Origin of the sequence: Dysosmobacter sp. Sow4_B12 (assembly GCF_052116665.1) — a bacterium.
Lineage (GTDB): Bacteria > Bacillota > Clostridia > Oscillospirales > Oscillospiraceae > Oscillibacter.
In genome coordinates, this window is record NZ_JBQKKR010000002.1 from 178,444 (window position 1) to 204,474 (window position 26,031).

General features: G+C 62.5%; 22 protein-coding genes. 14 read left to right on the forward strand and 8 right to left on the reverse strand.

Translation table 11 applies throughout. The annotated features are described in order from the left end of the window. The first annotated feature begins 12 nt into the window (after positions 1-12). The 8 genes from ACTQ4R_RS04850 (at position 13) to tsaA (ending at position 5,713) form a co-directional block, all read left to right on the forward strand. Entirely contained in the window at positions 13-1,104 is a 1,092-nt protein-coding gene (locus ACTQ4R_RS04850) for an iron ABC transporter substrate-binding protein (RefSeq protein WP_441626377.1), read from the forward strand. A gap of 1 nt (position 1,105) precedes the next feature. Next, positions 1,106-2,188 (forward strand): FecCD family ABC transporter permease, encoded by a 1,083-nt coding sequence (locus ACTQ4R_RS04855; RefSeq protein WP_441626379.1) that lies wholly within the window; start codon positions 1,106-1,108, stop codon positions 2,186-2,188. Beyond that, complete coding sequence (locus tag ACTQ4R_RS04860) at positions 2,188-2,940, forward strand: ABC transporter ATP-binding protein (RefSeq protein ID WP_441626463.1); 753 nt, start codon at positions 2,188-2,190, stop codon at positions 2,938-2,940. Before ACTQ4R_RS04855 ends, ACTQ4R_RS04860 begins: the two co-directional genes overlap by 1 nt. A 130-nt stretch (positions 2,941-3,070) precedes the next feature. After that, positions 3,071-3,592 carry an RNA polymerase sigma factor gene (locus ACTQ4R_RS04865; RefSeq protein ID WP_441626381.1) on the forward strand — a complete coding sequence of 174 codons (522 nt, stop codon included), beginning with the start codon at positions 3,071-3,073 and terminating at the stop codon, positions 3,590-3,592. After that, positions 3,579-4,046: a hypothetical protein gene (locus ACTQ4R_RS04870; RefSeq protein WP_441626383.1), complete on the forward strand. Its 468-nt coding sequence runs from the start codon at positions 3,579-3,581 to the stop codon at positions 4,044-4,046. Before ACTQ4R_RS04865 ends, ACTQ4R_RS04870 begins: the two co-directional genes overlap by 14 nt. Next, positions 4,043-4,621, forward strand: a complete 579-nt coding sequence (locus tag ACTQ4R_RS04875; protein ID WP_441626385.1) for a hypothetical protein — start codon at positions 4,043-4,045, stop codon at positions 4,619-4,621. Before ACTQ4R_RS04870 ends, ACTQ4R_RS04875 begins: the two co-directional genes overlap by 4 nt. Continuing rightward, entirely contained in the window at positions 4,608-4,925 is a 318-nt protein-coding gene (locus tag ACTQ4R_RS04880; protein ID WP_441626387.1) for a hypothetical protein, read from the forward strand. The genes ACTQ4R_RS04875 and ACTQ4R_RS04880 overlap by 14 nt, the downstream gene beginning before the upstream one ends. Before the next feature lie 98 nt (positions 4,926-5,023). Next, the gene (tsaA, locus tag ACTQ4R_RS04885; RefSeq protein WP_441626388.1) at positions 5,024-5,713 is read left to right on the forward strand and encodes a tRNA (N6-threonylcarbamoyladenosine(37)-N6)-methyltransferase TrmO; all 690 of its coding nucleotides are present in this window, start codon (positions 5,024-5,026) and stop codon (positions 5,711-5,713) included. Positions 5,714-5,749: 36 nt separating this feature from the next. Here tsaA and gluQRS read toward each other — a convergent pair whose 3' ends face one another. Both gluQRS and ACTQ4R_RS04895 read right to left on the reverse strand, forming a co-directional pair. Beyond that, positions 5,750-6,691 (reverse strand): tRNA glutamyl-Q(34) synthetase GluQRS, encoded by a 942-nt coding sequence (gene gluQRS / locus ACTQ4R_RS04890; RefSeq protein WP_441626390.1) that lies wholly within the window; start codon positions 6,689-6,691, stop codon positions 5,750-5,752. Between the two features lie 49 nt (positions 6,692-6,740). Then, positions 6,741-8,120 carry an undecaprenyl-phosphate glucose phosphotransferase gene (locus tag ACTQ4R_RS04895; RefSeq protein ID WP_441626392.1) on the reverse strand — a complete coding sequence of 460 codons (1,380 nt, stop codon included), beginning with the start codon at positions 8,118-8,120 and terminating at the stop codon, positions 6,741-6,743. A gap of 133 nt (positions 8,121-8,253) precedes the next feature. Between ACTQ4R_RS04895 and ACTQ4R_RS04900 the strand changes: the two genes are divergently transcribed. After that, positions 8,254-9,366, forward strand: coding sequence for a glycosyltransferase (locus ACTQ4R_RS04900; RefSeq protein ID WP_441626393.1), 1,113 nt, complete (start codon positions 8,254-8,256; stop codon positions 9,364-9,366). A 150-nt stretch (positions 9,367-9,516) separates the two neighbouring features. Here the strand turns inward: ACTQ4R_RS04900 and ACTQ4R_RS04905 are convergent, their stop codons facing one another. The 4 genes from ACTQ4R_RS04905 to ACTQ4R_RS04920 all read right to left on the reverse strand — a co-directional run bounded on the left by ACTQ4R_RS04905 (position 9,517) and on the right by ACTQ4R_RS04920 (position 17,478). Beyond that, positions 9,517-10,230 (reverse strand): hypothetical protein, encoded by a 714-nt coding sequence (locus ACTQ4R_RS04905; RefSeq protein WP_441626395.1) that lies wholly within the window; start codon positions 10,228-10,230, stop codon positions 9,517-9,519. 131 nt (positions 10,231-10,361) lie between these two features. Beyond that, entirely contained in the window at positions 10,362-12,761 is a 2,400-nt protein-coding gene (locus ACTQ4R_RS04910; protein ID WP_441626397.1) for an O-antigen ligase family protein, read from the reverse strand. A 191-nt stretch (positions 12,762-12,952) separates the two neighbouring features. Then, positions 12,953-15,448, reverse strand: a complete 2,496-nt coding sequence (locus ACTQ4R_RS04915) for an S-layer homology domain-containing protein (RefSeq protein WP_441626399.1) — start codon at positions 15,446-15,448, stop codon at positions 12,953-12,955. Positions 15,449-15,789: 341 nt separating this feature from the next. Next, the gene (locus ACTQ4R_RS04920; RefSeq protein ID WP_441626401.1) at positions 15,790-17,478 is read right to left on the reverse strand and encodes a peptide ABC transporter substrate-binding protein; all 1,689 of its coding nucleotides are present in this window, start codon (positions 17,476-17,478) and stop codon (positions 15,790-15,792) included. A 217-nt stretch (positions 17,479-17,695) separates the two neighbouring features. Here ACTQ4R_RS04920 and ACTQ4R_RS04925 point away from each other — a divergent pair, with 217 nt between their 5' ends. The 4 genes from ACTQ4R_RS04925 (at position 17,696) to ACTQ4R_RS04940 (ending at position 21,703) form a co-directional block, all read left to right on the forward strand. Then, positions 17,696-18,190 (forward strand): hypothetical protein, encoded by a 495-nt coding sequence (locus tag ACTQ4R_RS04925; protein ID WP_441626403.1) that lies wholly within the window; start codon positions 17,696-17,698, stop codon positions 18,188-18,190. A gap of 281 nt (positions 18,191-18,471) precedes the next feature. After that, positions 18,472-19,224 carry a glucosamine-6-phosphate deaminase gene (nagB, locus tag ACTQ4R_RS04930; protein ID WP_441626404.1) on the forward strand — a complete coding sequence of 251 codons (753 nt, stop codon included), beginning with the start codon at positions 18,472-18,474 and terminating at the stop codon, positions 19,222-19,224. Next, on the forward strand, positions 19,215-20,348 hold the full coding sequence (gene nagA, locus ACTQ4R_RS04935) for an N-acetylglucosamine-6-phosphate deacetylase (RefSeq protein WP_441626406.1): 1,134 nt from the start codon (positions 19,215-19,217) through the stop codon (positions 20,346-20,348). Before nagB ends, nagA begins: the two co-directional genes overlap by 10 nt. A gap of 221 nt (positions 20,349-20,569) precedes the next feature. Further along, entirely contained in the window at positions 20,570-21,703 is a 1,134-nt protein-coding gene (locus tag ACTQ4R_RS04940) for an ABC transporter ATP-binding protein (RefSeq protein WP_441626408.1), read from the forward strand. A gap of 50 nt (positions 21,704-21,753) precedes the next feature. Here the strand turns inward: ACTQ4R_RS04940 and ACTQ4R_RS04945 are convergent, their stop codons facing one another. Beyond that, complete coding sequence (locus tag ACTQ4R_RS04945) at positions 21,754-22,914, reverse strand: DEAD/DEAH box helicase (protein WP_441626410.1); 1,161 nt, start codon at positions 22,912-22,914, stop codon at positions 21,754-21,756. A 332-nt stretch (positions 22,915-23,246) separates the two neighbouring features. On the opposite strand from ACTQ4R_RS04945, the gene ACTQ4R_RS04950 reads away from it, so the two are divergent. Beyond that, positions 23,247-23,453, forward strand: coding sequence for a helix-turn-helix domain-containing protein (locus tag ACTQ4R_RS04950; RefSeq protein ID WP_325194862.1), 207 nt, complete (start codon positions 23,247-23,249; stop codon positions 23,451-23,453). Between the two features lie 99 nt (positions 23,454-23,552). Here ACTQ4R_RS04950 and ACTQ4R_RS04955 read toward each other — a convergent pair whose 3' ends face one another. After that, on the reverse strand, positions 23,553-25,979 hold the full coding sequence (locus tag ACTQ4R_RS04955) for a glycogen/starch/alpha-glucan phosphorylase (protein WP_441626413.1): 2,427 nt from the start codon (positions 25,977-25,979) through the stop codon (positions 23,553-23,555). Positions 25,980-26,031 lie beyond the last annotated feature (52 nt).

The window sequence follows — 26,031 nt, forward strand, 5'->3', positions numbered from 1 at the left end:
AGTGAGGTTTACATGAAGAAACTGCCAATTATTTTTCTCTGCCTTTCCCTCTTGTTCTTATCGGCCTGCGGCACCCAAACGGCAGGTGTCCCAGAGGCGCCCGGTGATGCTCTCCGCACCGTCACCGACGCCTGCGGCCGCCAGGTGGCGCTGCCGGAGGAGGTAACCTCCGTGGTGTGCGTGGGCGTGGGCGCTCTGCGCTACACCGTCTATCTCCAGGCCCAGGACCTGGTGGTAGGCGTGGAGCAGGGAGAGCAGAAAGCCACCATCGCCAAGCCCTTCAGCTATTTTAACCGGGAGCTGTTCTCCGCCCTGCCGGTGACCGGAGACAACGGCACCACCTATGACGAGGACATTCTCCGTCTGGCGCCGGACGTCATCGTGGCCTACCTGGATGCCGACGCCGCCGATGCCCTCCAGTCCCGCACCGGCATCCCCGTGGTGGCCATCCCCCTCAACGAGGGCATGTTCGACGAGGCGGCCCTGGCCACCCTCTCCCTGCTGGGAGAGGTCTACCACCGGGAGGACCGGGCGGAGGAGCTGCGGGATTACCTGCTGGCGGCCCGGCAGGACCTGGACCAGCGCACCCGGGACATCCCGGAGGCGGACAAGCCCACGGTGTATGTGGCGGGAGTCTCCTACAAGGGCGCCCACGGCTTCGAGGGCACCGAGGCGGGCTATCCGCCCCTGGCGGCCATTCACGCCCGGAACCTGGCGGACCGGACCGGCCAATCCGGCCCCTTCAGCATCGACATGGAGCAGGTGCTCTTGTGGGACCCGGATGTGATCTTTCTGGACTGGAACGGCATGGACCTCATCCGTGAAAACCACGCCGTGAATCCCGCCTTTTATGAGGGTCTCTCCGCCGTGAAAAATGGCCGGCTGTACGCCCAGATCTCCTTCCGCTCCAGCGCCACCAACGCGGAGCTTGCCCTGGCGGACGCCTATTACGCCGGCACGGTCCTCTATCCCGAGCAGTTCGCCGACATCGACCCGGCGGAGAAGTTCGATGAGATCTTCCAAACGCTGCTGGGGGTGGAGGACGCGTACAGCCAGTATGCCGCCCAGGGATACACCTTTACAGAACTGAAACTGGGGGAGTGACATGAACCATCCGACTCTCCGGCACCAGGCGCCGGAGTCCTACGACTGGCACCGGGGACGGCACACGGCCTTTTTGCTGGTGCTGGCAGCGGCGCTGGTGTGCGCCGTGCTGGTCTCTTTGTGGTGCGGGTCCTATGAAACGCCCCTGCCGGAGCTGGTGCGGGGCGTGTTCGGCAGGGCCGCCGACAAAAGCGTCAACACTGTGGTGCGCAGCCTCCGTCTGCCCCGTATCTGCACCGCTCTGCTTGGCGGCGCGGGACTGGGCATCTGCGGCTGCGTGCTGCAGTCCGTGCTGCGCAACCCCCTGGCCTCCGCCTCCACCCTGGGCATCTCCCAGGGTGCCAGCTTCGGCGCCGCCTTCGCCATCGTGGTGCTGGGGGCCGGCATTCAGTCCGGCAGCAGCGTCTCCGGCTCCATGTCCTTCACCTCTCCCGTCACCATCAGCGTGTGCGCCTTTGTGTGCAGCATGGCGGTGTCCCTGGTGATCCTGGCCCTGTCCCGGCTGCGGTCCATCACGCCGGAGGCCATGGTTTTGGCGGGTGTTGCCCTCAGTTCCCTGTTTTCCGGCGCGTCCACCCTGCTGCAATACTTCGCCGACGACGTGCAGCTTTCCAGCGTGGTGTTCTGGACCTTCGGCGACCTGGGCCGCACCTCCTGGCGGGAGGTGCGCATCATGGCCCTGGTGGTCCTGGCGGCCACGGCGGTATTCCTTGTGAACCGCTGGAACTACAACGCCCTGGAAAGCGGCGCCCACATCGCCGTCAGCCTGGGCATACACGTAGAGGGCCTGCGGCTTTGGAACGTGCTGCTGTGCTCCCTGGTCTGCTCCGTGGTGGCGGCCTACGTGGGCGTCATCAACTTCATCGGCCTTGTGGCTCCCCACCTGGTGCGGCGGATGGTGGGCGGCAACTATTGCTGGCTGCTGCCGGGCTCCGCCCTCATGGGGTCGCTGCTGCTGTTGTTGGGAGACCTGGCGGCCCGGCAGGTCCTCTCCCCCGTGGTGCTGCCCATCGGCGCCATCACCTCCTTTCTGGGAGCGCCGCTGTTTTTGTACATGCTGTTCAAAGGGAGGGACCGCCTGTGATGACTGTGGAGCATCTGAGCTTCTCCTATCCCTGCGGGCGGAAAATTTTGGAGGACGTCTCCTTCTCAGCCGGCACCGGGGAGTGTCTGGCGGTGCTGGGCAACAACGGTGCCGGGAAAAGCACCCTCCTCAAGTGCTTCAGCCGCATCCTGCGTCCCCAGGCCGGCCGGGTGCTGGTGGACGGGCGGGACATTTTGACCCTGCCCCTGGAGGAGTTGGCCCGGACATCCGCCCTCATGGCCCAAAGCGCCCCCCTCCCCCGGCTGACGGTGTACGACACGTTGCTGCTGGGGCGGAAGCCCCACATGAAGTGGGGCGTCAGCCAGCGGGACCGGGCCGTGGTGGCCGACACGCTGGGGCAGCTGGAGCTGGAGCCCTTTGCCATGCGGTATCCGGACCAGCTCTCCGGCGGTGAGCAGCAAAAGATCCTGCTGGCCCGGGCCCTGGTCCAGGAGCCCAAGCTGTTGCTTCTGGACGAGCCCACCAGCAGCCTGGACCTGAAGAACCAGTACGAGGTGCTGGGACTGGTGCGGCGCTTTTGCCGGGAGCGGGGCATCACCGCCGTGCTGGTCATCCATGATCTGAATCTGGCGCTGCGGTTCTGTGACCGCTTTTTGTTCCTCCACGGCGGCAGGGTCTTTGCCTGCGGCGGCGTGGATGTGGTGAATCCGGAGAACATCCGGGCCGTCTACGGCATGGACGCCGCGGTGGAGCGCGTCCGGGGCGTGCCGGTGGTGGTCCCGGCGCTGTAACCGGAAAGAGAGACGGGGAAACCCGTCTCTCTTTTTATTCCACGCGAAAAAATTTTCAAACGGTTGAAGAATCTCCCACCGCTGTTTCGTACTATGGTCGTCAAGGGACGAGAGGAGGTGGCGGCGCGGCGTGGCTGATTGGACAAAAGAATCCTTTTCCCGGCTGGTAGAGCAGTATGAACGGCTGGTGTACACCATCTGCTTTCAGCTGGTGCGCTCCGCCGCCGCGGCGGAGGACCTGACACAGGAGACCTTTCTTTCCGCCTACCTCCACCGGAACACCATGCCGGCGGGCTATGAGCGGCAGTGGCTGGGGCGCATCGCCGCCAACAAGGCCAAGGACTACCTGCAAAGCGCCTGGAACCGGCGCACGGTCCTGCCGGGTGACGAGGCCATGCCGCCTGGGCTGTCTCCCCCCACGGAGGAGGTGGCCATCGCCCAGAGCGAAGCGGCGGACATTGCCGCCCTCATTGACCAGCTGCGGGAGCCCTACCGCCCGGTGTGCAGGCTGTGCCTGCTGGAGGAGCGGTCGCCGGAGGAGGCGGCCCTGGCTCTGGGGCGGCCGGTCAAGACCATACATACACAGCTCTCCCGTGGAAAACGGCTTTTGCGGGAACAGCTGGAAAGGAGAGAACGCCATGGAACTGTTTGACCCTGCGGGCCATTTGACGGACGGCGCCCTGCTGGCCCTGGCCCATGAGGAAGTACCGGATGAGCTGGCCCGCCTGGAAATGGCGGAGCACCTGGCCTACTGCGACCAGTGTCTCCAGCGGTACACCGATTTGCTGACAAAGACGCCCCTGCTGACCCCCGCCCACAGCTGCCGGGAGAGCCTGTGGCGGCGCGTCCGGGCCAGGACCCTCCGCCTTCTCACCAGCCGGTATGCCACCGCCGCGGCCGCCGTGGCCCTGGCGCTGACGGTGCTGTGGGGCAGCGCCGCCGTTCCCCTTCCCAAGCGGCCGTCCCTGCCGGAGGTCCCCCAGCGGCTTCAGAGCTGGCCCCAGCGGTGGAGCGACTCTCTGGACGGCGCCCTCTCCCGGTTCAACGATATGTTTGACGATCTCGGCGGAACTGTCCTGCGGTCCGCCCAAGGAGGAAATCCATGAAACGAAAACAAGGACTTTTGTTTTTCATCAGCTCCTGCATCCCCGGCTGCGGCCAGATGCACCAGGGCTATATGAGGCGGGGCATGTCCCTGCTGACGGTCTTTTGCGGTCTTTTCGCCATTGCCGTCTTTTTGAACATCGGCGCTTTGACGGTGCTTGCGCTGCCCGTCTGGCTGTATGCCTTTTTTGACAGCTACAACCTCCGCGCCCGGCTGGACGAGGGCACCGCCCCAGCGGACGCCTTCCTGCTGGGCCTGGACCTAGCGGACGGGGAGCGGATGGCCCTTCTCTGCCGCAGGCGCCACAGTCTGGTGGGCTGGGGCCTGGTGGTGCTGGGTGTGTGCATCCTGTACACCACCGTGGCCGACTGGGTGGTAGATTTCCTGGGACAGTTCTTCGATTCCTGGTGGCTGTACAACATCCTGCTGCGGGATGTGCCCCGTCTGGCGGTGACCATCGGCATCATCGCCCTGGGCGTCTGGTTCATCCGGGGACCCAAAGCTCCTCCCGCCGACGACATCCCCGCCTTTACCCCGCCGCCGGCAGATAAGGAGGACGGCCATGGAGAACTCTGAGCAGATGCCCCGGCCCTGCCGCCGGGTGGGCACCTTTACCTTCGGCCTGGTGCTGGTGGTGTCTGGCCTTGCCATGCTGGTGTCCATGTTTTTTCCCGATTTGAAATTCACCTGGCTTTTGCAGTTCTCTCCCCTGGCCCTCATCAGCCTGGGAGTGGAGACCCTGCTGGCCGCCCGGGGCGGCGGGCGCGTGAAATACGACTGGGTGGGCATGGTTTTGTGCTGCCTCATCGTGTGCGCCGCCCTGGTCCTCTTTGCCGCCGCGTGGTGTCTGGTACATGATCCCGACGCCATTCACTTTTAAGCAGGCAGGCGCTTTCGGAAAAACGAAAGCGCCTGCTTTCCTTTTGGCGGCGTCTCCTGTATAATGGCATTGACTCAACCAAGAAACGAGGTCTTTTCATGGAGCAGGTATTTCCCATGCAGGTGGTCGCCCGCATCCGCAGCGACTTTTCCTCCAAGTTCGGCGTGCCCCGGCAAAGCGGTTTGGTGGACGATCTGGAGGCATCCGTGGTCTTTGAGCCGGCGTTTCGGAATCCCGACGCCGTCCGGGGCCTGGAGGGCTTTTCCCACATCTGGCTCATCTGGGCCTTCCACCAAGCGGTGCGGGACACCTGGTCCCCCACGGTACGGCCGCCCCGTCTGGGCGGCAATGTCCGCATGGGGGTGTTCGCCACCCGTTCCCCCTTCCGCCCCAACCCCATCGGTCTTTCCTCCGTGCGGCTGGAGCGGGTGGAGCTGACGGCGGACCTGGGGCCGGTACTCCATGTGCGTGGCGCCGACCTGGTGGACGGTACGCCTATTTTTGACATCAAGCCCTACATCCCTTACGGCGACAGCCATCCGGACGCCGTAGGGGGCTTTGCCAGCGCCCCCGCCGGGGAGACGCTGACGGTGGTCATTCCCCCGGCGCTGCTGGAAAAGGTGCCGGAGCACCGCCGGGAGGCTCTGCGGGGCGTGCTGGCCCAGGACCCCCGCCCCCACTACCAGGACGACCCGGACCGGGTGTACGGCTTCACCTTTGCCGGCATGGAGGTCCGCTTCTCCGTGGCGGGTACGGTGCTGACCGTCCGGGAGATCATTGCCCCATAACGAAGCAAGGGACCGCAGGTTTTGCGGTCCCTCGTTTTAAAACAGTCCCTCCGGGATGCGGATGTCCTCTTGGGGCACCTTGTCCCAGTCAAAGTCCGCCAGCAGCGTCCGTGCGCTTTTCGGCGACGCCGAGGGGTTGAAGCCCGCCAGGTACGCCAGCTTCCCCAACACCTCCTCCGGCGTGCAGCGGCCCTGCAGCACGTCCAGGCCCGCGTCGGCGTTGCGCTTGCTGAGGCGGCGGCCGTCGGCGGAGAGCAGCAGCGGAAAATGGAAAAAAGACGGCGCCGGCAAATCCAAAAGCCGGTACAGCAGCAGCTGCCGGGGGGTGGAGGCCAGCAGATCGGCGCCCCGGACCACCTCCGTGACGCCCATGGCGGCGTCATCCACCACCACCGCCAGCTGGTAGGCGAACATCCCGTCGGACCGCCGCAGGAGGAAGTCGCCGCAGTCCCTGGCGAGGTTTTCCCTGTAAAGGCCCATGTGGCCGTCTGTAAAGGACAGCTCCTCGTTAGGCACCCGCAGCCGCAGGGCGGGCTCCCGGCCCGTCAGACGCCGCTTTTCCGCCGCCTGGGCGGCGGTCAAGGCGCGGCAGGTGCCGGCGTAGACCACCTGCCCGTCCTCCCGGTGGGGGGCGCTGGCGGCGTGGAGCTCCGCCCGGGTGCAAAAGCACGGATACACCAGCCCCTTCTCCTCCAGCTTTTGAAGGGCCGCCTGGTACAGCGCCGTCCGCTCGCTTTGATAGTACGGCCCGTCGGGGCCGCCCACCCCTGGGCCCCGGTCCCAGTCCAGGCCCAGCCAGTGAAGGTCCGCCTCCATCTGCTGGGCGTACCGCCGGGGGCAGCGGGCGGTGTCCAGGTCCTCGATGCGCAGCACCACCGCTCCCCCCTGCCGCCGGGCACTGAGCCAGGCCAGCAGGCAGCAGAGGATGTTGCCCAAGTGGATGCGCCCGCTGGGGGAGGGCGCGAACCGTCCCACCATATCTGTCACGTCCTTTCAGTGAAAAAGCGGGGGGGCCTCCCCGCTTTTTTCACACGTTCAGCTTTTCCTTGTTTACCGCTTTGAACAGCGTCATCAGCAAAATTTTCACGTCAAAGAGGATGTTCCAGTTTTCGATGTAATAGAGGTCGTGCTCGATGCGGTCCCGGATGGAGGTGTCTCCCCGGAGGCCGTTCACCTGGGCCCAGCCGGTGATGCCGGGGCGCACCTGGTGCTTGACCATGTAGCGAGGGATCTCCTCCTTGAACTGCTCCACGTAATGGGGCACCTCCGGCCGGGGGCCCACCAGGCTCATGTCCCCCTTTAGGACGTTGAAAAACTGGGGCAGCTCGTCGATGGAGCACTTGCGGATAAAGGAGCCGAAGGCGGTCTTGCGGGGGTCCACATCCGTGCTCCAGCCGGTCTCCTCCCGGGCGTTCACCCGCATGGAGCGGAACTTGTACATGTAAAATTCCTTTTTGTTCTTCCCCACCCGCAGCTGCTTGAAAATAATGGGGCCGGGAGAGGACAGCTTCACGCCCACCGCCGCCGCCAGCATCAGCGGCGAGGTCAGCACGATGAGCACCAGGGAGCCGAAAATGTCAAAGGCCCGCTTGAGGAAGGCGTTGCCCAGGTTATCCAGCGGAATGCGCCGCAGGTTGATCATAGGCAGGCCGTCGATGTTGTCCACCTGGGGGTTGGAGGGGATGTAGGCGGCGTAAAAGGGGATGACGGAGGCTTTTGTGCCGGTTTTTTCGCAGGCGGCGATGATCTTGGGCATTTTCCCCTCATCCTGGGCGGGAATGGCCACCACCACCTCGTCCGGCGCATAGGTATCCAGCACCTGCTCCAGCTGGCTGTATGGCCCCCGCCAGGGCAGCGCTTTCCATGCGTTGCTCTCCGCCACATAGCCGTCCACCTGGAAGCCGAGGTTCTTGTCCGCCCGGACCCTGCGCAGGTAGTTTTCCGCCATGGGACCGCAGCCCACCAAAATGACGTGCTTTTGGTTGTAGCCCATGCGCCGGTAGCGCCGCAAAAGCAGCCGCATGGCGGCCCGCTTGCTCAAAAGCAGAAACGAACTCACCAGAAAGAAAAACACCAGTGTCCAGCGGGACATGTGCTCCAGCCGGAACACGAACAGTCCGGCCATAAGGCACACGGTGTCCAGAGTATTGGCGCAGAGGAAGCGGGCGGCCTCCCGGTGGAAACGGATGGAGCGGTAAGAGCTGTACAGTCCCGCCATGGCGTAGGACAGCAGACACAGCGCCACAGCCACGCCCGCCAGCCTCATATAGTAGGAAAAGGGGATCCCCTCGATGCCGGTAAACACATAAAAGCGGACCCAGTAGGCGATCATCATAGAGAAGAACACCAGCAGTCCGTCGGAGAACACATGCAGCTGATTCAAAAGCCGCTGATTTTCTTTGATCATGAATGAGCTCCTTTGTGATGTCAAACTCTGCTTCTATTGTACTCATTCCGTCACATCCTGTCAAATTTCTTGCAAAGACAATTGCTTCCACCTATAATGGTCCTTAACGATACCATCACAAGGAGGTCCCTCCATGCCGGGCACCGTATTGTTCGTGGCGTCCACCTGGTCCCACATCGCCAATTTCCACAGGCCCTACCTGCTGGCCTTCCGGCAGCTGGGCTGGACCGTCCACGCCGCCTGCGGCGGCGAGCCCCGGGACATTCCGGAGGCGGAGCTTTGCGTTCAGCTGCCCTTTGAAAAGAAGATGTCGTCACCCGCCAATTTCCGGGCCCAGCGGCAGCTGCGCGGTCTGATGGAGCAGCACGCCTATGACCTGGTGTGCGTCCACACCTCCCTGGCGGCCTTTTTCGTCCGCCGGGCGGCGGCGGGCCTCCGGAACCGGCCGGCGGTGGTGAACATGGCCCACGGCTACCTGTTCGACGACGCCACACCGCCGCTCAAGCGCTTCGTCCTGCTGACCGCCGAACGTGTGACGGCTCCCCAGACGGACCTGCTGCTGACCATGAACCGCTGGGACTGCGATGCCGCCCGGAAATACCGCCTGGGCAAGCGGATCGAGAACATCCCCGGCGTGGGCGTGGACTTTGACCGTTTGCGCCCCCTGTCTCCGGAGCGGCGGGCAGCCGCCCGGGAGGAGCTGGGCATCCGGGAAGACGACTTCCTTCTGCTGTACGCCGCGGAGTTTTCCGGCCGAAAAAACCAGGCCACTCTTCTGCGGGCGCTGCCGCTGCTGCCGCGGCGGGTGAAGCTGGCCCTGCCGGGCCGGGGCGCCCTGCTGGAGGCGTGCCAAGCCCTTGCGGGACAGCTGGGGGTGGAGGACCGGGTACTGTTTCCCGGCTACGTGTCCGACATGGGGCCGTGGTACGCCATGGCGGACGCCGCTGTGTCCGCCAGCCGGTCCGAGGGCCTGCCCTTCAACATCATGGAGGCCATGCATGCGGGGCTGCCCACCGTGGTCAGCGCCGTAAAGGGCCACACGGACCTTATCTCCAACGGCGCCACCGGCCTGCTGTACCCCTACGGCGACGAGGCGGCGTTCGCCCGTGCCGTGGGGCAGCTGCTGGAATCACCGGAGCGGGCCGCCGCCATGGGCGCTGCCGCCCGGGAGGCTGCGGAGCCCTACCGTCTTGACCGGGTGCTGCCCCAGGTGATGGCGCTGTACCTCTCCGCCGTGAAAACATAAGCTCTCCGAAAGAGCAATGCCCCGCACCGAAGGGTGCGGGGCATTGCTCTTATGCGTTTTCCTGCTCCATTTTTCGAAGATACTCCACCGGGACCTCCCGCTGTTCCACCGTCTGGGTGCCGTCCGCGCGGCACACCAGCACTTCAATGGTCATAATCTCACCCCATAAATCGTGATTTTTCCCCCTGCCGCGATCACAGCGCCGTCCTCACCCAGGAAGTTCAGTGTCTGCAGGGTGCTGCTGGTGGAGCCGCTGTTTTCACTCATATGTCCATAGGTGACGCCGCCGTAGCCTCTGCCGCCGATATACTCGCCAACGGCGTTGATGCTCTCTCCCAGGCCCATGAGCTTGAAAGCGCAATTGTACTCTTCTGAAACAGAATTGAAGCTGATCAGGTAATTCCGGGTACTGTTGTCCCGGTAATACCAGTAATTCGCCTCGCCGTTGACCCGCACTTGAATGTCGCTCTCCCCGCAGGACAGCTGCGGTGCCACCAGCAAAAAGGCATATTGCCGCAGGTCGATGCCGCTCATGTCCACATCGATCTGATTGACGGCGGCGCTGGTGGTGATACTGCGCAGCCTTACAAAAGGCATGGCGTCCACCCGGGCGGCCAGCTCAGCCAGCGCGGTTTTGTCCGCCTTGGCGCTCTCCAGCTGGCTTTGCGCGGCACTGATGGCCTGGGCTCTGGCCGTCTGCTCCGCCGTGACGGCCTGCTCCCGGGCGGTCTGCTCCGCCGTCACCCGCTGGCCCAGGGCCACAAGCCCCGCTTCCACGTTGGCGTTGTCCCGGTTGAAGTCCTCCCGCAGGATGCGGTCTCCGGCGTCCCACTGGTTCAGTTGGTACTGACTGGTTTTTTCCATGGTCTCACCCCCTTTCCGGCCCTGCTGGGCTTCTGTCATACAGGGGCGAAAACGGCCTTTGCCGCATGCCTGTGTGCGGCAAAGGTGCGAAAAAAACAGCTGCCCGCAGGCAGCCGTTTTTTTGAAGTATTTTATTCGCCAAACAGCGTGTTCAAAAGGGCGGCAGCCGCCTCACCGTCGGCGCCGTTTTCCGCCAGCGTGGCTGCTGTGTCCAGGAACAGCCGGTTCGCATCCTCCAGGACGATCTGCTCCATGCGGCCGGAGCTGTTGAAGTCCTCCAGCAGGTCCCGGTAGGCCACCACGCCGTCCAGGAACTCCTCCAGGTCCTCCGGCTCCAGCTGCACAGCGGCCTGGGCGTACAGGCGGGCGATGCTGTTCCAGGCGGCGGCATTGGAGCCCTCCTGCAGCACACCCGTCCGGGTGGCCCGGAAGAACCCCTCAAAGTCCCGCACCGGCAGATAGTAATGGGCGGCGGCGTAGTAGCAGTTGTCAAACTCGCCGGTGGCCTCCAGCTTTTTGGCGTAGCTGGCGGCAAGGCCCCGGCCGGACACGGTTTCCATCTGCAGAGCGTTCGCCATGGCGTTGATCTGGTACGTGGAGTCGTCATAGACCTCCATGCGGTCCAGCTTTTGCAGCCGGGCCACAAACTGGCTGACAGACAGGTCCTCTTCCTCCATGGCCATAAAGGACCTGGCCGCCAGCAGAGAGCTGGCCTGGAAGGCGGCGAACACCACCACCACGGCCCACAGCGCCGCCGTCAGCACAATGCCCGGTGCCGCGGCGCGGCGGCCCTCAGCGGCGGGCGCGCAGCGAATGATGATGACGGCGAAAACGGCGTACACCACCACCTGGTACATCTGGGCGGACCAGACCACCTCCGTCATGGAATGGCAGATCATCATGGTCAGGCAGGCCGCCAGCATGGGGAAGATGGGGTCCTCTTCCTTCCGGCGGCGGATCAGGGTCCAGACGGCGCTGCCCAGCAGGAACAAAAAGCTTGCAAGGCCGAAGACGCCGGCCTCGTCCATGATCTGAATGACCTGGTTGTGGATATACTTGGACTCATAATAGAAGCTCTGAACAGAGGTGAGCTGGCCCTCCACGCCGCCCACGCCCCAGCCGATGAGGGGGCTTTCCTTCCACAGCTTGATGCCGTCCTGGAAGAACACCAGCCGCTGGATGAAGTTCTGGTTGGCCCGCAGGCCCTGGAGGCGGTTGGCGGCAAAGCCGGGCAGCAGCTTGTACCCCAAGGGCAGCTTCGTGCCGTCAGAAAGGGTGACGGCGTTCAGCTCCCCGTCCCCGGAGAGGACGAACCACACCACCCGGGAATCCTCCGGCACGGTGAACGCCGCGTCGGACAAGGCTCCCTCATAGAGCACCGTGTTGGTGTGCATCATCAGCTGGGCCTCGTTCTGGGTGTAGACCTGCACCTGGGCGTCAATGCCGTCCACGGCAACGGTATACCCGCCGGGAGCGGGATAGACGGCCCGGCGCAGGCTCTCACCGCCGTTCAGTGTGGTGCCGCCGGTGACATTCATGGCCAGCGCCACATAGAGCACAGCCAGCGCGGCCAGCACACCGCCGGCCACACCCACCACCTTGCCCCGGTTTTCCAGAGCGGCGGCCAGCCTGCGGCCCACAAAACGGTCCAGCGCCCAGATGGCGCCGCCGCACACAAAGGCCAGCAGGTCCGGCAAAATGCTGCCGGTGCCCAGGAAGGGATACGCGGCGAAGGCGCACACCAGCGTCACCGCCACGCACTCCAGCATCAGCAAAAACAGCGGCAGGCGGCGGCCCTTGCCGGCGCACAGCACATACACCAGACAGGTGACGCCGAAGGCGGCCATGGCGCCCATGGAGAAGGACAGGAAGAAGGCCAGGGCCTCCACGCCAAGCATCACGGCAGCAGCCGCCCGGCCCTTTTCGCAGGCGGCGGTCTTGTACAGGTACAGGCCGATCACCAGGCCGAAGGCGATCATACCGGCGGAGACATTGGCGTTGGAGAAAATGCCGGTGATGCGGACGCCGGTCTCATAGCCGATGGTGTCCAGAGGGTAGTTGGAATGGAACAGCCCCATAAGGGCGGAAAAGCCCCGGGCGGGAAGCTGCCAGCTGCTGGCGTCAATGCACAGCCAGGACACCACGGCCAAAACGCCGTCCAGCGCCCACAAAAGGCGGGGGAGCTTGTCCTCCTCCGTCCGGGCCAGCACCAGGCCGAACACCGCCAGAGCGATGAGGAGCTTGGCGCTCTCCTTGGCGGCGTAGTCGCCGAAATGGCACCACAGCCCGGAGGCCAGGTACACCAGGGAGTAGAGGACCACTGCCGTCGTCAGCAAAGAAACCCGCCGGCGCAGGCGGCCCAAGGGGGCGCGTCCCAGCGCCAGAACGAAGCAAACCGCGGCAAAGCCCACGGCGAACTGACGGCTGATGGCCGTCACGGAGAAAAACAGCAGCACCGGCAGCAGATAAGGATACACCTTCCCCAGCGGGTCCCGGAGGGTGGGAGCAGCGGGGCTTTGGAATTTAGCCAAGGAACTTCACTCCAATATCACAGAATTTAACAGCATGATATTATACACACCTTCGCCGTTTTTTGCAACCATTCTTCTGTGAACGTTGGGAAAACACGAAAAACAAGGCCCCGCACCTTTCGGTGCGGGGCCTCGCTTGTTTACCGTTTGGTAATTTCCGTCAGAAAACTGACTTCAATTACGCTTCCACCTCAGTGGGCCAGGTCAACGTACAGAGCGGTGTAGTCGCCGTCAGCGTTCTTCACGCCGTACAGCTTGGCAGCCTGATCGTAATCGTTGGCCAGGGTCTTGGCGGAAACAGTCACGACCTCGTCGAACTTGCCCTCGTCGTCATACTTCACAACGAAGATGACAGCGTCGTCAGCCAGGTAGTACTTGGCGTTCTCATCGGTCTGGCTCTCCTCATTAACATAGGTGAAGGTGATGACGCCCGCCTTCTGGGACTGAACGCCGGTGACGGCGAGATAGTCGAAGTCGTCCTCATCCACATCGTCAACGCCAACCTGATCATAGTCGGTCACGAAGCCGGTCTCGGCATCGTACTCGATGTTGACATACAGGCCAGCAGACAGCTTGGTGGTGACATCGTCGAACTTGACCTTCTTGTCCAGCTCGCCGTTGACAACAGCCTTGTAACGATAGTACTCGTTGTCGCTGGAATCCTTGCCGTACTTATCGAAGGCGTTCAGGAAGATGATGTCGGAGCTGGTGGTGCCGCCCTTGGTGTGAGAGCCATCAGTCAGGTCGATGAAGACATAGCCCAGATAGCCGTCATCCAGAGTGTAGCGGACCTCAGAGTTAGCAGCGGCGTTGATGGCGGGGACGTTCTTGATGCCGGTGTAGACCTTGACATCGCCGTCGTCCAGAACCACGAACACGGTGTCCTTAGTGGCCCTGGCCTCCTCGCTGCCATTGACCTTAACATAGGTCTTCAGATCCTTGTCCTTGTAGTCAACGATCTTGCCGGAGACCTTGCCGCCATCGGTGGTGACGGGAGTCAACTCATAGCTGCCATTCTTCTCAACGTAGGTGAACCAGGCGTTAGCGGCGCAGTTGTTAACGGTCTTGTTATTCTCATTATAATCCTTGCCCTTGACCTTGTCGCCAGCGACCTTGGAGACAGTGATCTCGTCCTCAGAACCATCGGTGAAGTAGGCGTAAGCAACGATCTTGGAGTTGGTGGTCAGCTTGCTGCTGGTGTTGAACTCGTCGATGAAGACATAGTTGTCATCAGCCTCGGCGCCCTTGACATAGATGATGTTGCCATAGGTATCCAGGTAAGCATCGTAATCCTCGTCGATGTCGTAAGCGAACAGCTCAGCGGTGCCGGACTTCTCAGCGTACTCATACTCGGTGCCGCCCAGAACCACAGAGTCCTCCTTGACGAACTCGGTGACAGCGCCGGTGACCTTCTCGGCCTTGGCGATGGACTTGATCTCGTCGCCAGCCACGGTGACCAGAACGATGTCGTCCTCAGCGAAGGCGTCCAGGCCGTCGATCTCGTCAGCAGACAGAGTCAGCTTGTTAGTGGGAACAGGAGCGGGAGTAGAAGCGTCGTCGTCATCAACGGTGGTCAGCTTCAGCTCTTCCTTGTCCTCGTCATAGTCGCGCTCGACCTGCAGGACATAGGTGTTGACGGTAACGATGGTGACGGTCTCGGCCTCAGAATCGAAGTAAGCCTCGGTCAGAGCGCCCTGGCCGCCGATCTTCTCGTCGTTCTTCTTCTCGATGGCGAAGTCCTTAACATCGGCAGACTTGCCGTCCACATACCAGGTCAGCTTGGCGTCCTTGGCGTCAGAGCCCAGGTCGGCATAGACGGTCTTGCCCTTGACTTCCTCGGTGTAGGTAGCGTCAGCGTCGTCAGCGAACACGCCAACGGACTTGTTCTTGATCTTCCACTCGGAAGCGGGACGCATGAAGTCGTCGGTGGTGGAAACAGTCTTCAGATCCTTGAAGTACTTCTCGGCGAACTGCAGCTTGCCGTCTTCCTTGAACTTGTCTTCCTTGGTGGTGGCCTTCACGTCATTGGCCTCGGAGCCGCCGACCACGACCTGAGCACCGTTGACGGTGACAGTGGTCTTGTTGCCGTACTCGACCATCTTGGCCTGCAGGGTGTTCAGCGCATACAGGCAAGCCTCTTCACGGGTGACATGCTTGGTGCCGACGAAGTTGTCGTTGCCGTCGTCCAGGCCGATGCCGATGGCCTGCTTAGCCACGTTGACGGACCAGTTGGCGCCGGTGTAACCCTCAATGTCAACGTCATAACCCAGAGCGCCCAGCAGCATCTTCATGAAGGCATAGCCATTCAGAGGAGCGGTGGGACGGAAGGTGCCATCAGCATAGCCGTTGATGATGCCTTCCTTGGCGCAGTAGGTGATGTAGCCGGCGAACACGCTGTCAGCGGGAACGTCGACAAAGGGAGCGCTGGAGGCGCTCAGAGCGGAAGCGGTGGTGGGGCCCAGGATCATGTTGCAGATGATCTTGGCAGCAGCGCCACGGTTCAGCTCAACGGTGGGGCGGAAGGAACCGTCGGTATAACCGTCGATAACCTTCAGCTCGGACATCACTTCGATAGCGTCGTCATAAGTGACCTTGTCGCTGTCGGTGAAGTCCTTGGCGCCGGCGCTGATGGTGACCAGAGACATGGTCATAACCAGAGCCAGAACCAGAGAAAGGAACTTCTTCATGGGGTGTTTCCTCCTTTAAAATTTACCTTCCGGAGACTTACGGTCCCCTTCCGGCATTTGAAATTTGAACGTCCAAGGAGGCTTTCCCGTCTTCACGGCACACATACCGTGGCTAGCCGGTCCTGTATCTGCGCCGGGCTGCCGGGGGAAACTCCCTCTTCTGTTCATGTTGCATGATAGCAAATCCAAATTCTATTTGCAAGAGGATTCCCGCTTTTGTAACACAGCCGTAACAAAACGCCCCGCGGTTTTATGGTAACCGGCTGAAATAGGCTCCGTACCTTTATATATAAGGAAACCGCCCCGGCCAAAAAGCCGGGACGGTCCGTATCCGCTGTTTTTCACATGCTCCGCCCGGTGACGCCCGCCAGGCAGAACCACCCTCTGGCATCCCGGCAGGCACCGGTATAGCTCTCCCGCAGGGTCCAGGCGGTGACGGTGGTGTACAGGGGCGCCACGGCGCCGTCCTCCAGCAGCAGCACCTCCGCGTCGTGGAGGCAGCCCATCCGGGCGGTTCCGCCGTCAGCGCCGGCGATGATGGCCAGGAGGGTGTCATAGGCGCTGTTCTCATAGTGGACATAATTGCTCTCGCTGTCGGAGGTCCACTGCATCAAAAAGCACTCGGCGTCGTTGCCCACGGCCCGCACGTTTAGGCCCGCCAGGGTGAATTCGCCGCTGCGCAGGGCCGTCCGCAGCTCCTTGGCCGGCATGGCCACCGGGGTCACCTTCACCCGCAGCGCCTGCTGCCACTGGGCCGCCAGGGCCTGGGCCACGGCGGCGTTTTCCGGCGTGTCCTCGTACAGGTATTCCAGCTCTCCCAGATCGGCGCCGCTGTCATAGCCCGCCTCCTCCAGCAGCTGCCGGGCCTGGGCGCAGCGGCCGGCGTAGGTCTCCGGGTCGTTGTCCAGCAGGGCGTTTGCGCCGCGGAAGTCGCCTTCCTCCCCGCCGGGGACGCCGGGAGGCACCAGCCCCTCCGCCGCCCGGGCCGTCACGCCGGCGGCCTGGGCGACCGCCTCCCGGTCGATGGCAAGCGTCAGAGCCTGCCGCACCAGCTGGTCGGTGAACGCGTCTTGTGAGCAGTTGAGCAGCACCGTGTACGTGCCGAGGGCGGTGGTGGGCGTCCAGGTTTCGTCCGCCGCCAGCTCCGCCACGGCCTCGTCCGCCAGGGGCCACACCAGGTCCACCTCTCCCCCGTCATACAGGGCCTGGGCCTCCTCCGCCGTGTCGGCAAAACGGAACACCAACTCCGTGGGGCCGGCGTGGCTGCCGTAGTATTTGGAAAAATCCGTCAGGCACAGGGATTCGCCGGGTTCGTAGGCGCTCATTTTGTAGGGGCCGTTGGTCACCAGCTTTTCCGTCTGGGACCACCATTTCTCCGTGCCCGCCGTGCCGGTCTCCGCCTCAGCGGCCTTGTTGCGTTCCACCGCCGCGTCCCGCAGGCGGACCACCACGTCCTCCCGCAGGGGACTGGTGGCGGGCGAGGTGCACACCTCCGTCAAGAACCACTCGTAGTCGCCGGTGAGCACCACGTCCAGCGTACTGTCGTTCCGGGCGCTGACCTGCAGCAGGGAGGTGTCTCCGGTGGCGCGGACCTGGTCATAGCCCGCCACGATGGACAAAATGGAGGCGTAGGGCGAGCCGCTGGCCGGGTCCGCCAGCCGCCGCCAGGCATACACGAAGTCCTCCGCCTTCACCGCCCGGCCGTCGGACCATTTGGCGCCGCGAAGGCGGAAGGTCCAGGTGATGGTGCCGTCCAGGTTGTCCTGCCAGCTGTAACTTTTCGCCATGCCGTTGGTGACAGTGGCGCCGCCGGACACGTCCACCGTCACCCGCATGAGATTTTCATAGAGATGGGTCAGCACGGTCTGGTCCCCCTCCGCCGTGGCGTAAATAGGGTCCAGGCTGGCAGGCTCGCTCCCCAGGCAGACCGCCAGGGAAACGCCCTCCTCGTCCTTGGCGCAGCCGCTCAGCACCGCGGCCCACACCGCCAGCGCCAGCACCGCGGCGGCCCATTGTTTCCAACGCTTCATGAAAGCTCTCCTTGTCGTGGTTTTGGAAAAAATCAAGTGCCGCATGGCAGCACCCGCGTTTACGTAACGAAAATATATTATAAAGAATTTTGCCGGTGATGTAAAGTTGCCCCGGGCAAAAAGTTACAAAAAATTACAAAATTAAGGATTTATTCACATTCGCTGTACCGCCTATGCTATACTGTTTTTAATCTTTCCCGAAACGGAGGGCTGTTCTGTGGAGCCGAAAAAAATCGAGAGCATGGACGATCTGAGGGCCGCCATGAAGGACCCGGAGATCCAGGCCGCCAACAAGGCCTTTTCCAAAAAGTATCTGAAGGCCAACCGGCCCAAGAGCCTGGCGGTGATCTCCCTGGCCATCATCGCCGTCTTCCTGCTGATGACCCTCTCCAGCCACAAGGCCTCCAGCGTGACGCCCACGGCCCTGCGGACGGCGGAGGAGGTATCCTGGTCCCTGGACGGACAGGCGGAAACCGTCTTGACAGCCCAGCAGCGGGAGGACCTCATCTCCCTGCTGGACGGTGTTAAGGTCAAACGCTTGATGGGCGGACAGGAGGGCCAGCCGGACGCTCCCGCTCTCTGCTTCACCGCCGGCGGCGACAGCTTTACCCTCACCCGCGGCGGCCAGCTGTACACGGACAGCAGCGTCTATACGTTCTCCGACGGCGAGGAGGTTTGGTCCCGGCTGGACGCCCTTTTATCCTTTTCCTAAAGCTTTCTGAAAAGGCGCGCCGCTCAGCGGCACGCCTCTTTTTTTCCCTGTTTCATGGTGCTGAAAACTTTCCAAACTGCTTGACAACGGCGGCGCCCGCCTATACAATTTTCACAGAAGAGCTTTTCGCTTCCGCGGTATTTTTATTGAAATGCGGCATACGCCGCTGCCAAAGCCGCGGTTTCTCCGGTCCAGCAGCAGGTTTTCCGCATTGTGCCCGGTTTTACGCCCGATTCTTTTCGTTTTGTTTGGAATATTATTTGGTAAAGGAGAGGTTTGAAATGAGAATTTACCAGGAGGCGGATTACGCCGGCATGAGCCGCCGTGCCGCCAACCTTATCTCCGCCGAGGTCATCCGCCGCCCGGACTGTGTGCTGGGCCTGGCCACCGGCTCCACCCCTGTGGGGACTTATCAGCAGCTGGCCGTCTGGAACCAGCGGGGCGACTTCAGCTTCAAGGAGGTCCGCACCGTCAACCTGGACGAGTATAAGGGCCTCGCCCCCACCCATGACCAGAGCTACCGCTATTTCATGCAGACCAACCTGTTCGACCATATCGACATCGACGTGGCCAACACCAACGTGCCCGACGGCCTGGCCGCCGACCCGGACAGTGAGTGCCGCCGCTATGACGGGCTGGTCCGCTCCCTGGGCTACGCCGACCTGCAGCTGCTGGGCCTGGGCCGCAACGGCCACATCGGCTTCAACGAGCCCTGCGACAGCTTTGTCAAGGAGACCCATGTGGTCGACCTCACGGACAGCACCATTGACGCCAACGCCCGCTTTTTTGCCAGCCGGGATGATGTGCCCCGCCAGGCGCTGACCATGGGCATCGGCTGCATCATGGCCGCCCGCCGGGTGCTGCTGATCGCCAGCGGCGCCGACAAGGCCGACGCCGTGTACAACGCGTTCTGTGGGCCCATCACGCCCCAGTGTCCCGCCTCCATCCTCCAGCTCCACAATGATGTGGTCCTGGTGGGCGACAAAGCGGCCCTCAGCAAGCTGGTGGCCGCGGGAGTGCACGTATGCGAGTGACCGGAGGACAGGTCTTTGACCTGGAAAAAGGCTTTATAGAGCGGGATGTCTGCACCGACGGTCCCCTGCTGGCATCCGTCAGCAGTGACGGCCGGATGCTGGACGCGTCCGGCTGCTATGTGATCCCCGGCCTGGTGGACGTCCATTTTCACGGCTGTGTGGGGGAGGATTTCAGCGACGCCTCCCCGGAGGGCCTCCAGCGGATGGCGGACTTTGAGCTCAGCCAGGGCGTCACCTACATCTGTCCCGCCGGCATGACCCTGCCGGAGGATCAGCTGACAGCCATCTGCCGCAACGCCGCCGCACACCGGGCCAAAAACGCTGGCGGTGCCCAGCTGGTGGGCCTGCATCTGGAGGGGCCCTTCCTGTCCACCGCGAAAAAGGGCGCCCAGAACGGCGATTTCCTCCATGATCCCGACAGCGCCATGCTCCGCCGCCTGCAAAAGGCCGCGGAGGGCTGTGTGAAGCTGGTGACCGTCGCTCCGGAGCAGCCCGGCGCCATGGATTTCATCCGCGCCGCCGTGGCCGACGGCATTGCCGTTTCCGTGGGCCACACCACGGCGGATTACGACACTGCCGCGGCCGCCTTCGCCGCCGGCGCGGACCACGCCACCCATCTTTACAACGGCATGCCTCCCCTGCACCACCGCAGCCCCGGCGTCATCGGCGCCGCCTTTGACGACCCCAAGGTCCAGGTGGAGCTGATCTGTGACGGTATCCATATCCACAGCAGCGTTGTCCGTGCCACCTTCCGGCTCTTCGGAGCGGAGCGGGTCATTCTGATCTCTGACTCCCTGCGTGCCACCGGCATGCCCGACGGGCAGTATCCCTTCGGCGGGCAGGAGATCGAGGTCCACGGCAACCGCGCCACCATTCTGGGCCATCCCGAGACCCTGGCCGGGTCCGTCACCAGCCTGATGGGCTGCCTGCGGCAGGCGGTGGCCTTCGGTGTTCCCTTGGCGGACGCCGTCCGCGCCGCCTCCTACAATCCCGCCCGTTCCATCGGCATTGACCGCCAGGCCGGCAGCCTGGACACGGGCAAGGAGGCAAGCCTTATCCTGCTGGACCGGGAGGACCTTTCCATCCGCGCCATCGTGTTCCAGGGCGAGCTTCTGGAGCAGTGAGTTCATCCATCCGGTATATCCACGTTTCCCAAATTCTTCAATTAGGCGGCTCCGGGCTACTCCATTTCCATAGCCCCAGGCCAGCCATAAAAAAGGAGGAGATCATTATCCGCCGGCCGGCGGTGCGGCAGTGTGGAGACCTGTCGTAAAGCAGAGGAGGTTTCGCTCCTCCCCCTGCAAGGGAGCTTGTGCGGAGGCACGGCTCTTACGGCCAGTACATTATGGCAACTGTTTCTCTGAAAGGCATCAAGAAGATCTACGACAACAAGGTGACCGCGGTCCACGATTTCAATTTGGAGATCGCTGACAAGGAATTCATCGTTCTGGTGGGTCCCTCCGGCTGCGGCAAGTCCACCACCCTGCGCATGGTGGCCGGACTGGAGGACATCTCCGAGGGCGACCTGCTCATCGACGGCAAGCGCATGAACGACGTGGAGCCCAAGGACCGGGACATTGCCATGGTCTTCCAGAACTACGCCCTGTATCCCCACATGACCGTCTATGAGAACATGGCGTTTGCCTTGAAGCTCCGCAAGGTCCCCAAGGACGAGATCGACAAGAAGGTGCGGGAAGCTGCCGAGATCCTGGATATTACCCAATACTTAGACCGCAAGCCCAAGGCCCTGTCCGGCGGCCAGCGCCAGCGTGTGGCCATTGGCCGCGCCATCGTCCGCAATCCCCGGGTGTTTTTGATGGACGAGCCCCTTTCCAACCTGGACGCCAAGCTGCGCAACCAGATGCGGGCCGAGATCATCAAGCTCCGCCAGCGCATTGACACCACCTTTATTTACGTCACCCACGACCAGACTGAGGCCATGACCCTGGGCGACCGCATCGTCATCATGAAGGACGGCTTCATCCAGCAGATCGGCACGCCCCAGCAGGTGTTTGACCACCCCGCCAACATCTTCGTGGCCGGCTTTATCGGCATGCCCCAGATGAACTTCTTCGACGGCCAGCTGGTGGCTGACGGCGGCCGTTACAGCATCAAGGTCCTGGACGCCACCATGGAGCTCTCCCCCGAGGCCCAGGCCCGCCTGAAGGCCAACGGCGTCCCCTCCAAGCCTGTGACCATCGGCATCCGTCCCGAGCACGTCTCCTTCTGCGAGGACGCCGGCGCCCACTGCCTCACCGGCACCGTGGATGTCAGCGAGATGATGGGCAGCGAGATCCACCTGCACGTTACCGCCGGCGGCCGGGACGTGGTGCTCCGGGTCCCCACCACGGAGCTGTCCAGCGAGCACAAGGGCGGCATCGCCTACGGCACCCAGGTCCACTTCACCTTCCGCAGCGACCTCATTCATCTGTTTGATCCCGAGACCGAGCAGAACCTGCTCCCCCTGGAAGAAGCATAAAAGAACGCACGGGCCAGACAGCTGTCTGGCCCGTGCGTTTTTCATTTGTCTCAAGGCTCCACGGCCATCAGCTTGCCGTCGGGGCCGAATTTTACCGGCATGATCTCATTGCGGGTCTTTTGCGCGATATCGTCGATGCGCATTTTGGAGGGATAGTCGGCAATGAAGGTCACCGCCACGCCCTGGCGCTTGGCCCGGCCCGTGCGGCCGATGCGGTGGACATAGTCCTGGTTCTCATCGGGTACGTCGCAGTTGAACACCATGTCCACATCGTCCACGTCAATGCCCCGGGCGGCCACATCCGTGGACACGAACACCCGCAGCTTCCCCTGGCGGAACAGGTCCATCACCTGCTCCCGGCGCTTTTGGGGAATGTCGCCGTGGATGCACTGGGCATCCACGCCCTGCATCTGCAAAAACTTGGTGATGCGCTCTGTGGAGCCCTTGGTGTTGCAGAAGGCCATGCAGCGGTCAAAGCCCGTCTCCTCCAGGATGCGGGCAATGGCGTCGGCTTTTTCGTTCTGGGCCACCTCCATGCGGAACTGCTTGATGTCCGGCTTGTTCTGCTCGTCCTCCCGGACGGTGATCTCCGCCGCGTCCCGCTGATAGACCCAAGCGATGTCCATGACCTCCCGGGAGATGGTGGCGGAAAACAATCCCAGGTTCTTTCGCTTGTTCATACGGTCCAGCAGCCGGGTCACGTCGTGGATGAAGCCCATGTCCAGCATGCGGTCCGCCTCGTCCAGAACCACGGTCTGGGCAGTCTCCACCCGGACGGTGCGGCGCTTCATGTGGTCCGACAGGCGGCCGGGGGTGGCCACCACGATCTGCGGCCGCTTTTTCAGCATGTCGATCTGCTTGCCGATGGGCTGGCCGCCGTACAGGCACACGCAGCGGACGCCGGGCTTGAAGGTGGACAGCATCCGGATCTCGTCGGTGATCTGGATGGCCAGCTCCCGGGTGGGGGCCAGGATCACCGCCTGGACGCTCTCATCCTCCGCATCCACATGCTCCACAATGGGGATGCCGTAGGCAAAGGTCTTGCCGGTGCCGGTAGGTGCCTTGGCGATCACATCCTGCCAGTCCATCATAGGCGGAATGCAGCCCGCCTGGACCGGAGTGGATACTTGAATATTGCGCTGCCCGATGGCGCGCATGATCTCCGGAGACAGCCCCAGGCTGTCGAACCGGACGCCCTGTGTATATTCCATAGTCAATTCCTCTTTTTCAGCGCTTTGTTTTATAAATGCACGGAATCATCCATAATACCAGTATTATATCCGTAAAAAAACGCCTTGTAAAGTACCCGCGCAAAATCCGGCACAGATTCGGAAAAGCGGCCGCTTTTGCTGAAATCTGCCAGAATGTTCCCGTTTTAGTAAAAATTTTGGCAAATCGCCAATATTTTCCTGTTTTTCAGTAAATTTGTTGTCTATTTGTAGTAAAATTATGTATTTTGTTCCCGCCGATTCATAATTTTTATGCTAAATTGTGTTTTGAAAGGAATCACGTGTTTACCACGGAGGGATGACGAGTGAACGGAATGGAGTACGTACGCATTCTGCGGGACTTGCGGGAGGACGCTGACAAGACGCAGACGCAGATCGCTGAAGTTTTGGGAACGTCCCAGACGATGTACGCACGCTATGAGCGCGGCGCCAACGAGCTGCCGATCCACCATCTGATTACGCTGAGTAAGTACTACGGGGTGTCCACCGACTACCTGCTGGGGCTCAGCAAAGAGCGCTGAAAGAAGGACAGGGGACACGCCTGTCCTTCTTTTTCTGTCCGTTCCCGGAAAAAGCCAGGCGGAGCAAGCTGCTCCGCCTGGCTTTTTGCCGCGCTATTCTTACTTGTGGGGAACGTGCCAGATGTTGTCGGCGTATTCCGCCACGGCCCGGTCGGCGGCGAAGATGCCGCTGCGGGCGATGTTGTGGAGGCTCATGCGGTTCCACTGCATGGGGTCGGCATAGGTCTCGGCCATGCGGCGCTCCGCCTGGCAGTAGGAGTCGAAATCCGCCAGCAGCAAGTACTCGTCGGCAGGGCTTCCGCCGGCGCCGAACAGCAGCCGCTGGTACAGGTCATCGTAGCTGACACCGTCCCGGAAGCCATGGCGCAGGGCGTCCAGGCAGCGGCGCAGGGTATCGTCCCGGCTGTACAGCCGCTGGGGCACATAGCCCTCCCGCTTCACGCGGCTGACCTCGTCGGCGTGGAGGCCGAAGAGGAACATGTTCTCGTCGCCCAGAACGTCATGCATCTCCACATTGGCGCCGTCCAGGGTGCCGATGGTTAGGGCGCCGTTCATCATGAACTTCATGTTGCCGGTGCCGCTGGCCTCCTTGCCGGCGGTGGAGATCTGCTGGCTGACCTCGCTGGCGGGCATGAGCCGCTCCGCCAGGGAGACCCGGTAGTTCTCCAGGAATACCACCTGCAGCTTATCCTTACAGATGGGATCGTGGTCGATCTGGTCCGCCAGGGAGTTGATGAGGCGGATGATGCGCTTGGCCACCGCGTAACCGGGCGCCGCCTTGGCGCCGAACAGGAAGGTGTGGGGGTGGGTGATGGCGTTGGGGTCGTCCTGGAGCTTTTGATACAGGGCGATGATGTGCAGCACGTTCAAAAGCTGGCGCTTGTACTCGTGGAGCCGCTTCACCTGCACGTCAAAGATGGCGTCGGGGTTCAGAATGACACCCCGGGTCTTTTTTGCGTACAGGGCGAACTCCTCCTTGTTGGCCCGCTTGATGGCCGCCAGGCGCTCCAGAACAGCCTTGTCATCGGCATAAGCGTCCAGCTTCTGCAGCGCCAAGGGCTGGAGCAGGTAATCGTCTCCGCCGGTGAGCTCCTTCACCAGGGCGTCCAGCCCGGGGTTGATCTCACTGAGCCAGCGGCGGTGGTCGATGCCGTTGGTGACATTCTGGAACTTCCAGGGCTCCATGCTGCAGGCGTCCCGGAACACGTCTTTTTTCAGGATCTCGGAGTGCAGGCCGCTGACGCCGTTGACGGCCATGCCGCCGGCGATGCACAAATTGGCCATGCGGACCTCGCCGCCCCAGATAATGGCCATATTGGCCGTCTTGGCGGAGTCGTGGTAGAAGTCCTCCACTTTCTGCTGCCAGCGGGCGGAGATCTCCTGGATGATCTGCCACACGCGGGGCAGCAGGCTCTCCATCAAAGACTGAGGCCAGCGCTCCAGGGCCTCCGCCAGAACGGTGTGGTTGGTGTAGGCCACGGACTTGGTGGTGATGTCCCAGGCCTCATCCCAGTCCATGCCGGCCTCGTCGATGAAAATACGCATCAGCTCGGGGATGACCAGGGCGGGGTGGGTGTCGTTGATCTGGATGACGTTCTTCTCGTGGAAGTTCTTCAAGGTGCCGTAGGTGTCCAAATGCTTGGTGGCGATGGACTGGACGGTGGCGGACACGAAGAAATACTGCTGCTTCAGCCGCAGGGACTTACCCTCATAGTGGTTGTCCTCGGGGTACAGGACCTTGGCGATGGTGGCCGCCATGGCCTCCTCCTCCGCCGCCTTCAGATACTCGCCCCGGGAGAACAGGGACATATCCACCGGCTTGGTGGACCGGGCGTCCCACAGGCGCAGGGTGTTCACATGGTCGGTGCCGTAGCCGGCCACCACCATGTCGCAGGGGACGGCCAGCACGGAGGTGGCGTTCTCGTTGACGATATGCAGGTGGCCGTCATCCCAGAATTCCCGCAGGGTACCGCCGAACTGGACGGTCTGCGCCTCCTCGGGCTTGGGCAGCAGCCAGGCCGCGCCCAGGTCCTTCCAGTTGTCCGGCAGCTCCACCTGCTGGCCCTCCACGATCTTCTGCTTGAAGATGCCCAGCTCATAGCAGATGGAATAGCCGGCAGCGGGGATCTCCAGAGTGGTCATGGAGTCCAGATAGCAGGCGGCGAGACGGCCCAGGCCGCCGTTGCCGAGACCCGCGTCCGGTTCGATCTCAAAAATGTCCGCGGCCTTGAAGCCCAGATGCTCCAAGGCCTCCCGAAGCTGGGGCAGAACCTCCAGGTTGTAGGCGTTTTTCATGAGGCTGCGGCCCATGAGGAACTCCAAGGACAGGTAATGGACCTGCTTTTGCTGCTGGCGACGGATCTGCTTTTTGACCTCCACCCGCCGCATGGCCATCACGTCCCGGAGCACCAGGGCGCAGGCTTTCATCATCTCCTGGTCGGTGGCCTCCTCCGGCGTCTTGCCGAAGTTCAGCATCAGTTTGGCGGTCAGAGCGCTTTCCAGCGATTGTGTGGTAAATGGTGTCATGAATTTCCCTTACTCCGCCGCGTCCTTCTTTCCCTTTGCGGCGGGCCCTTTC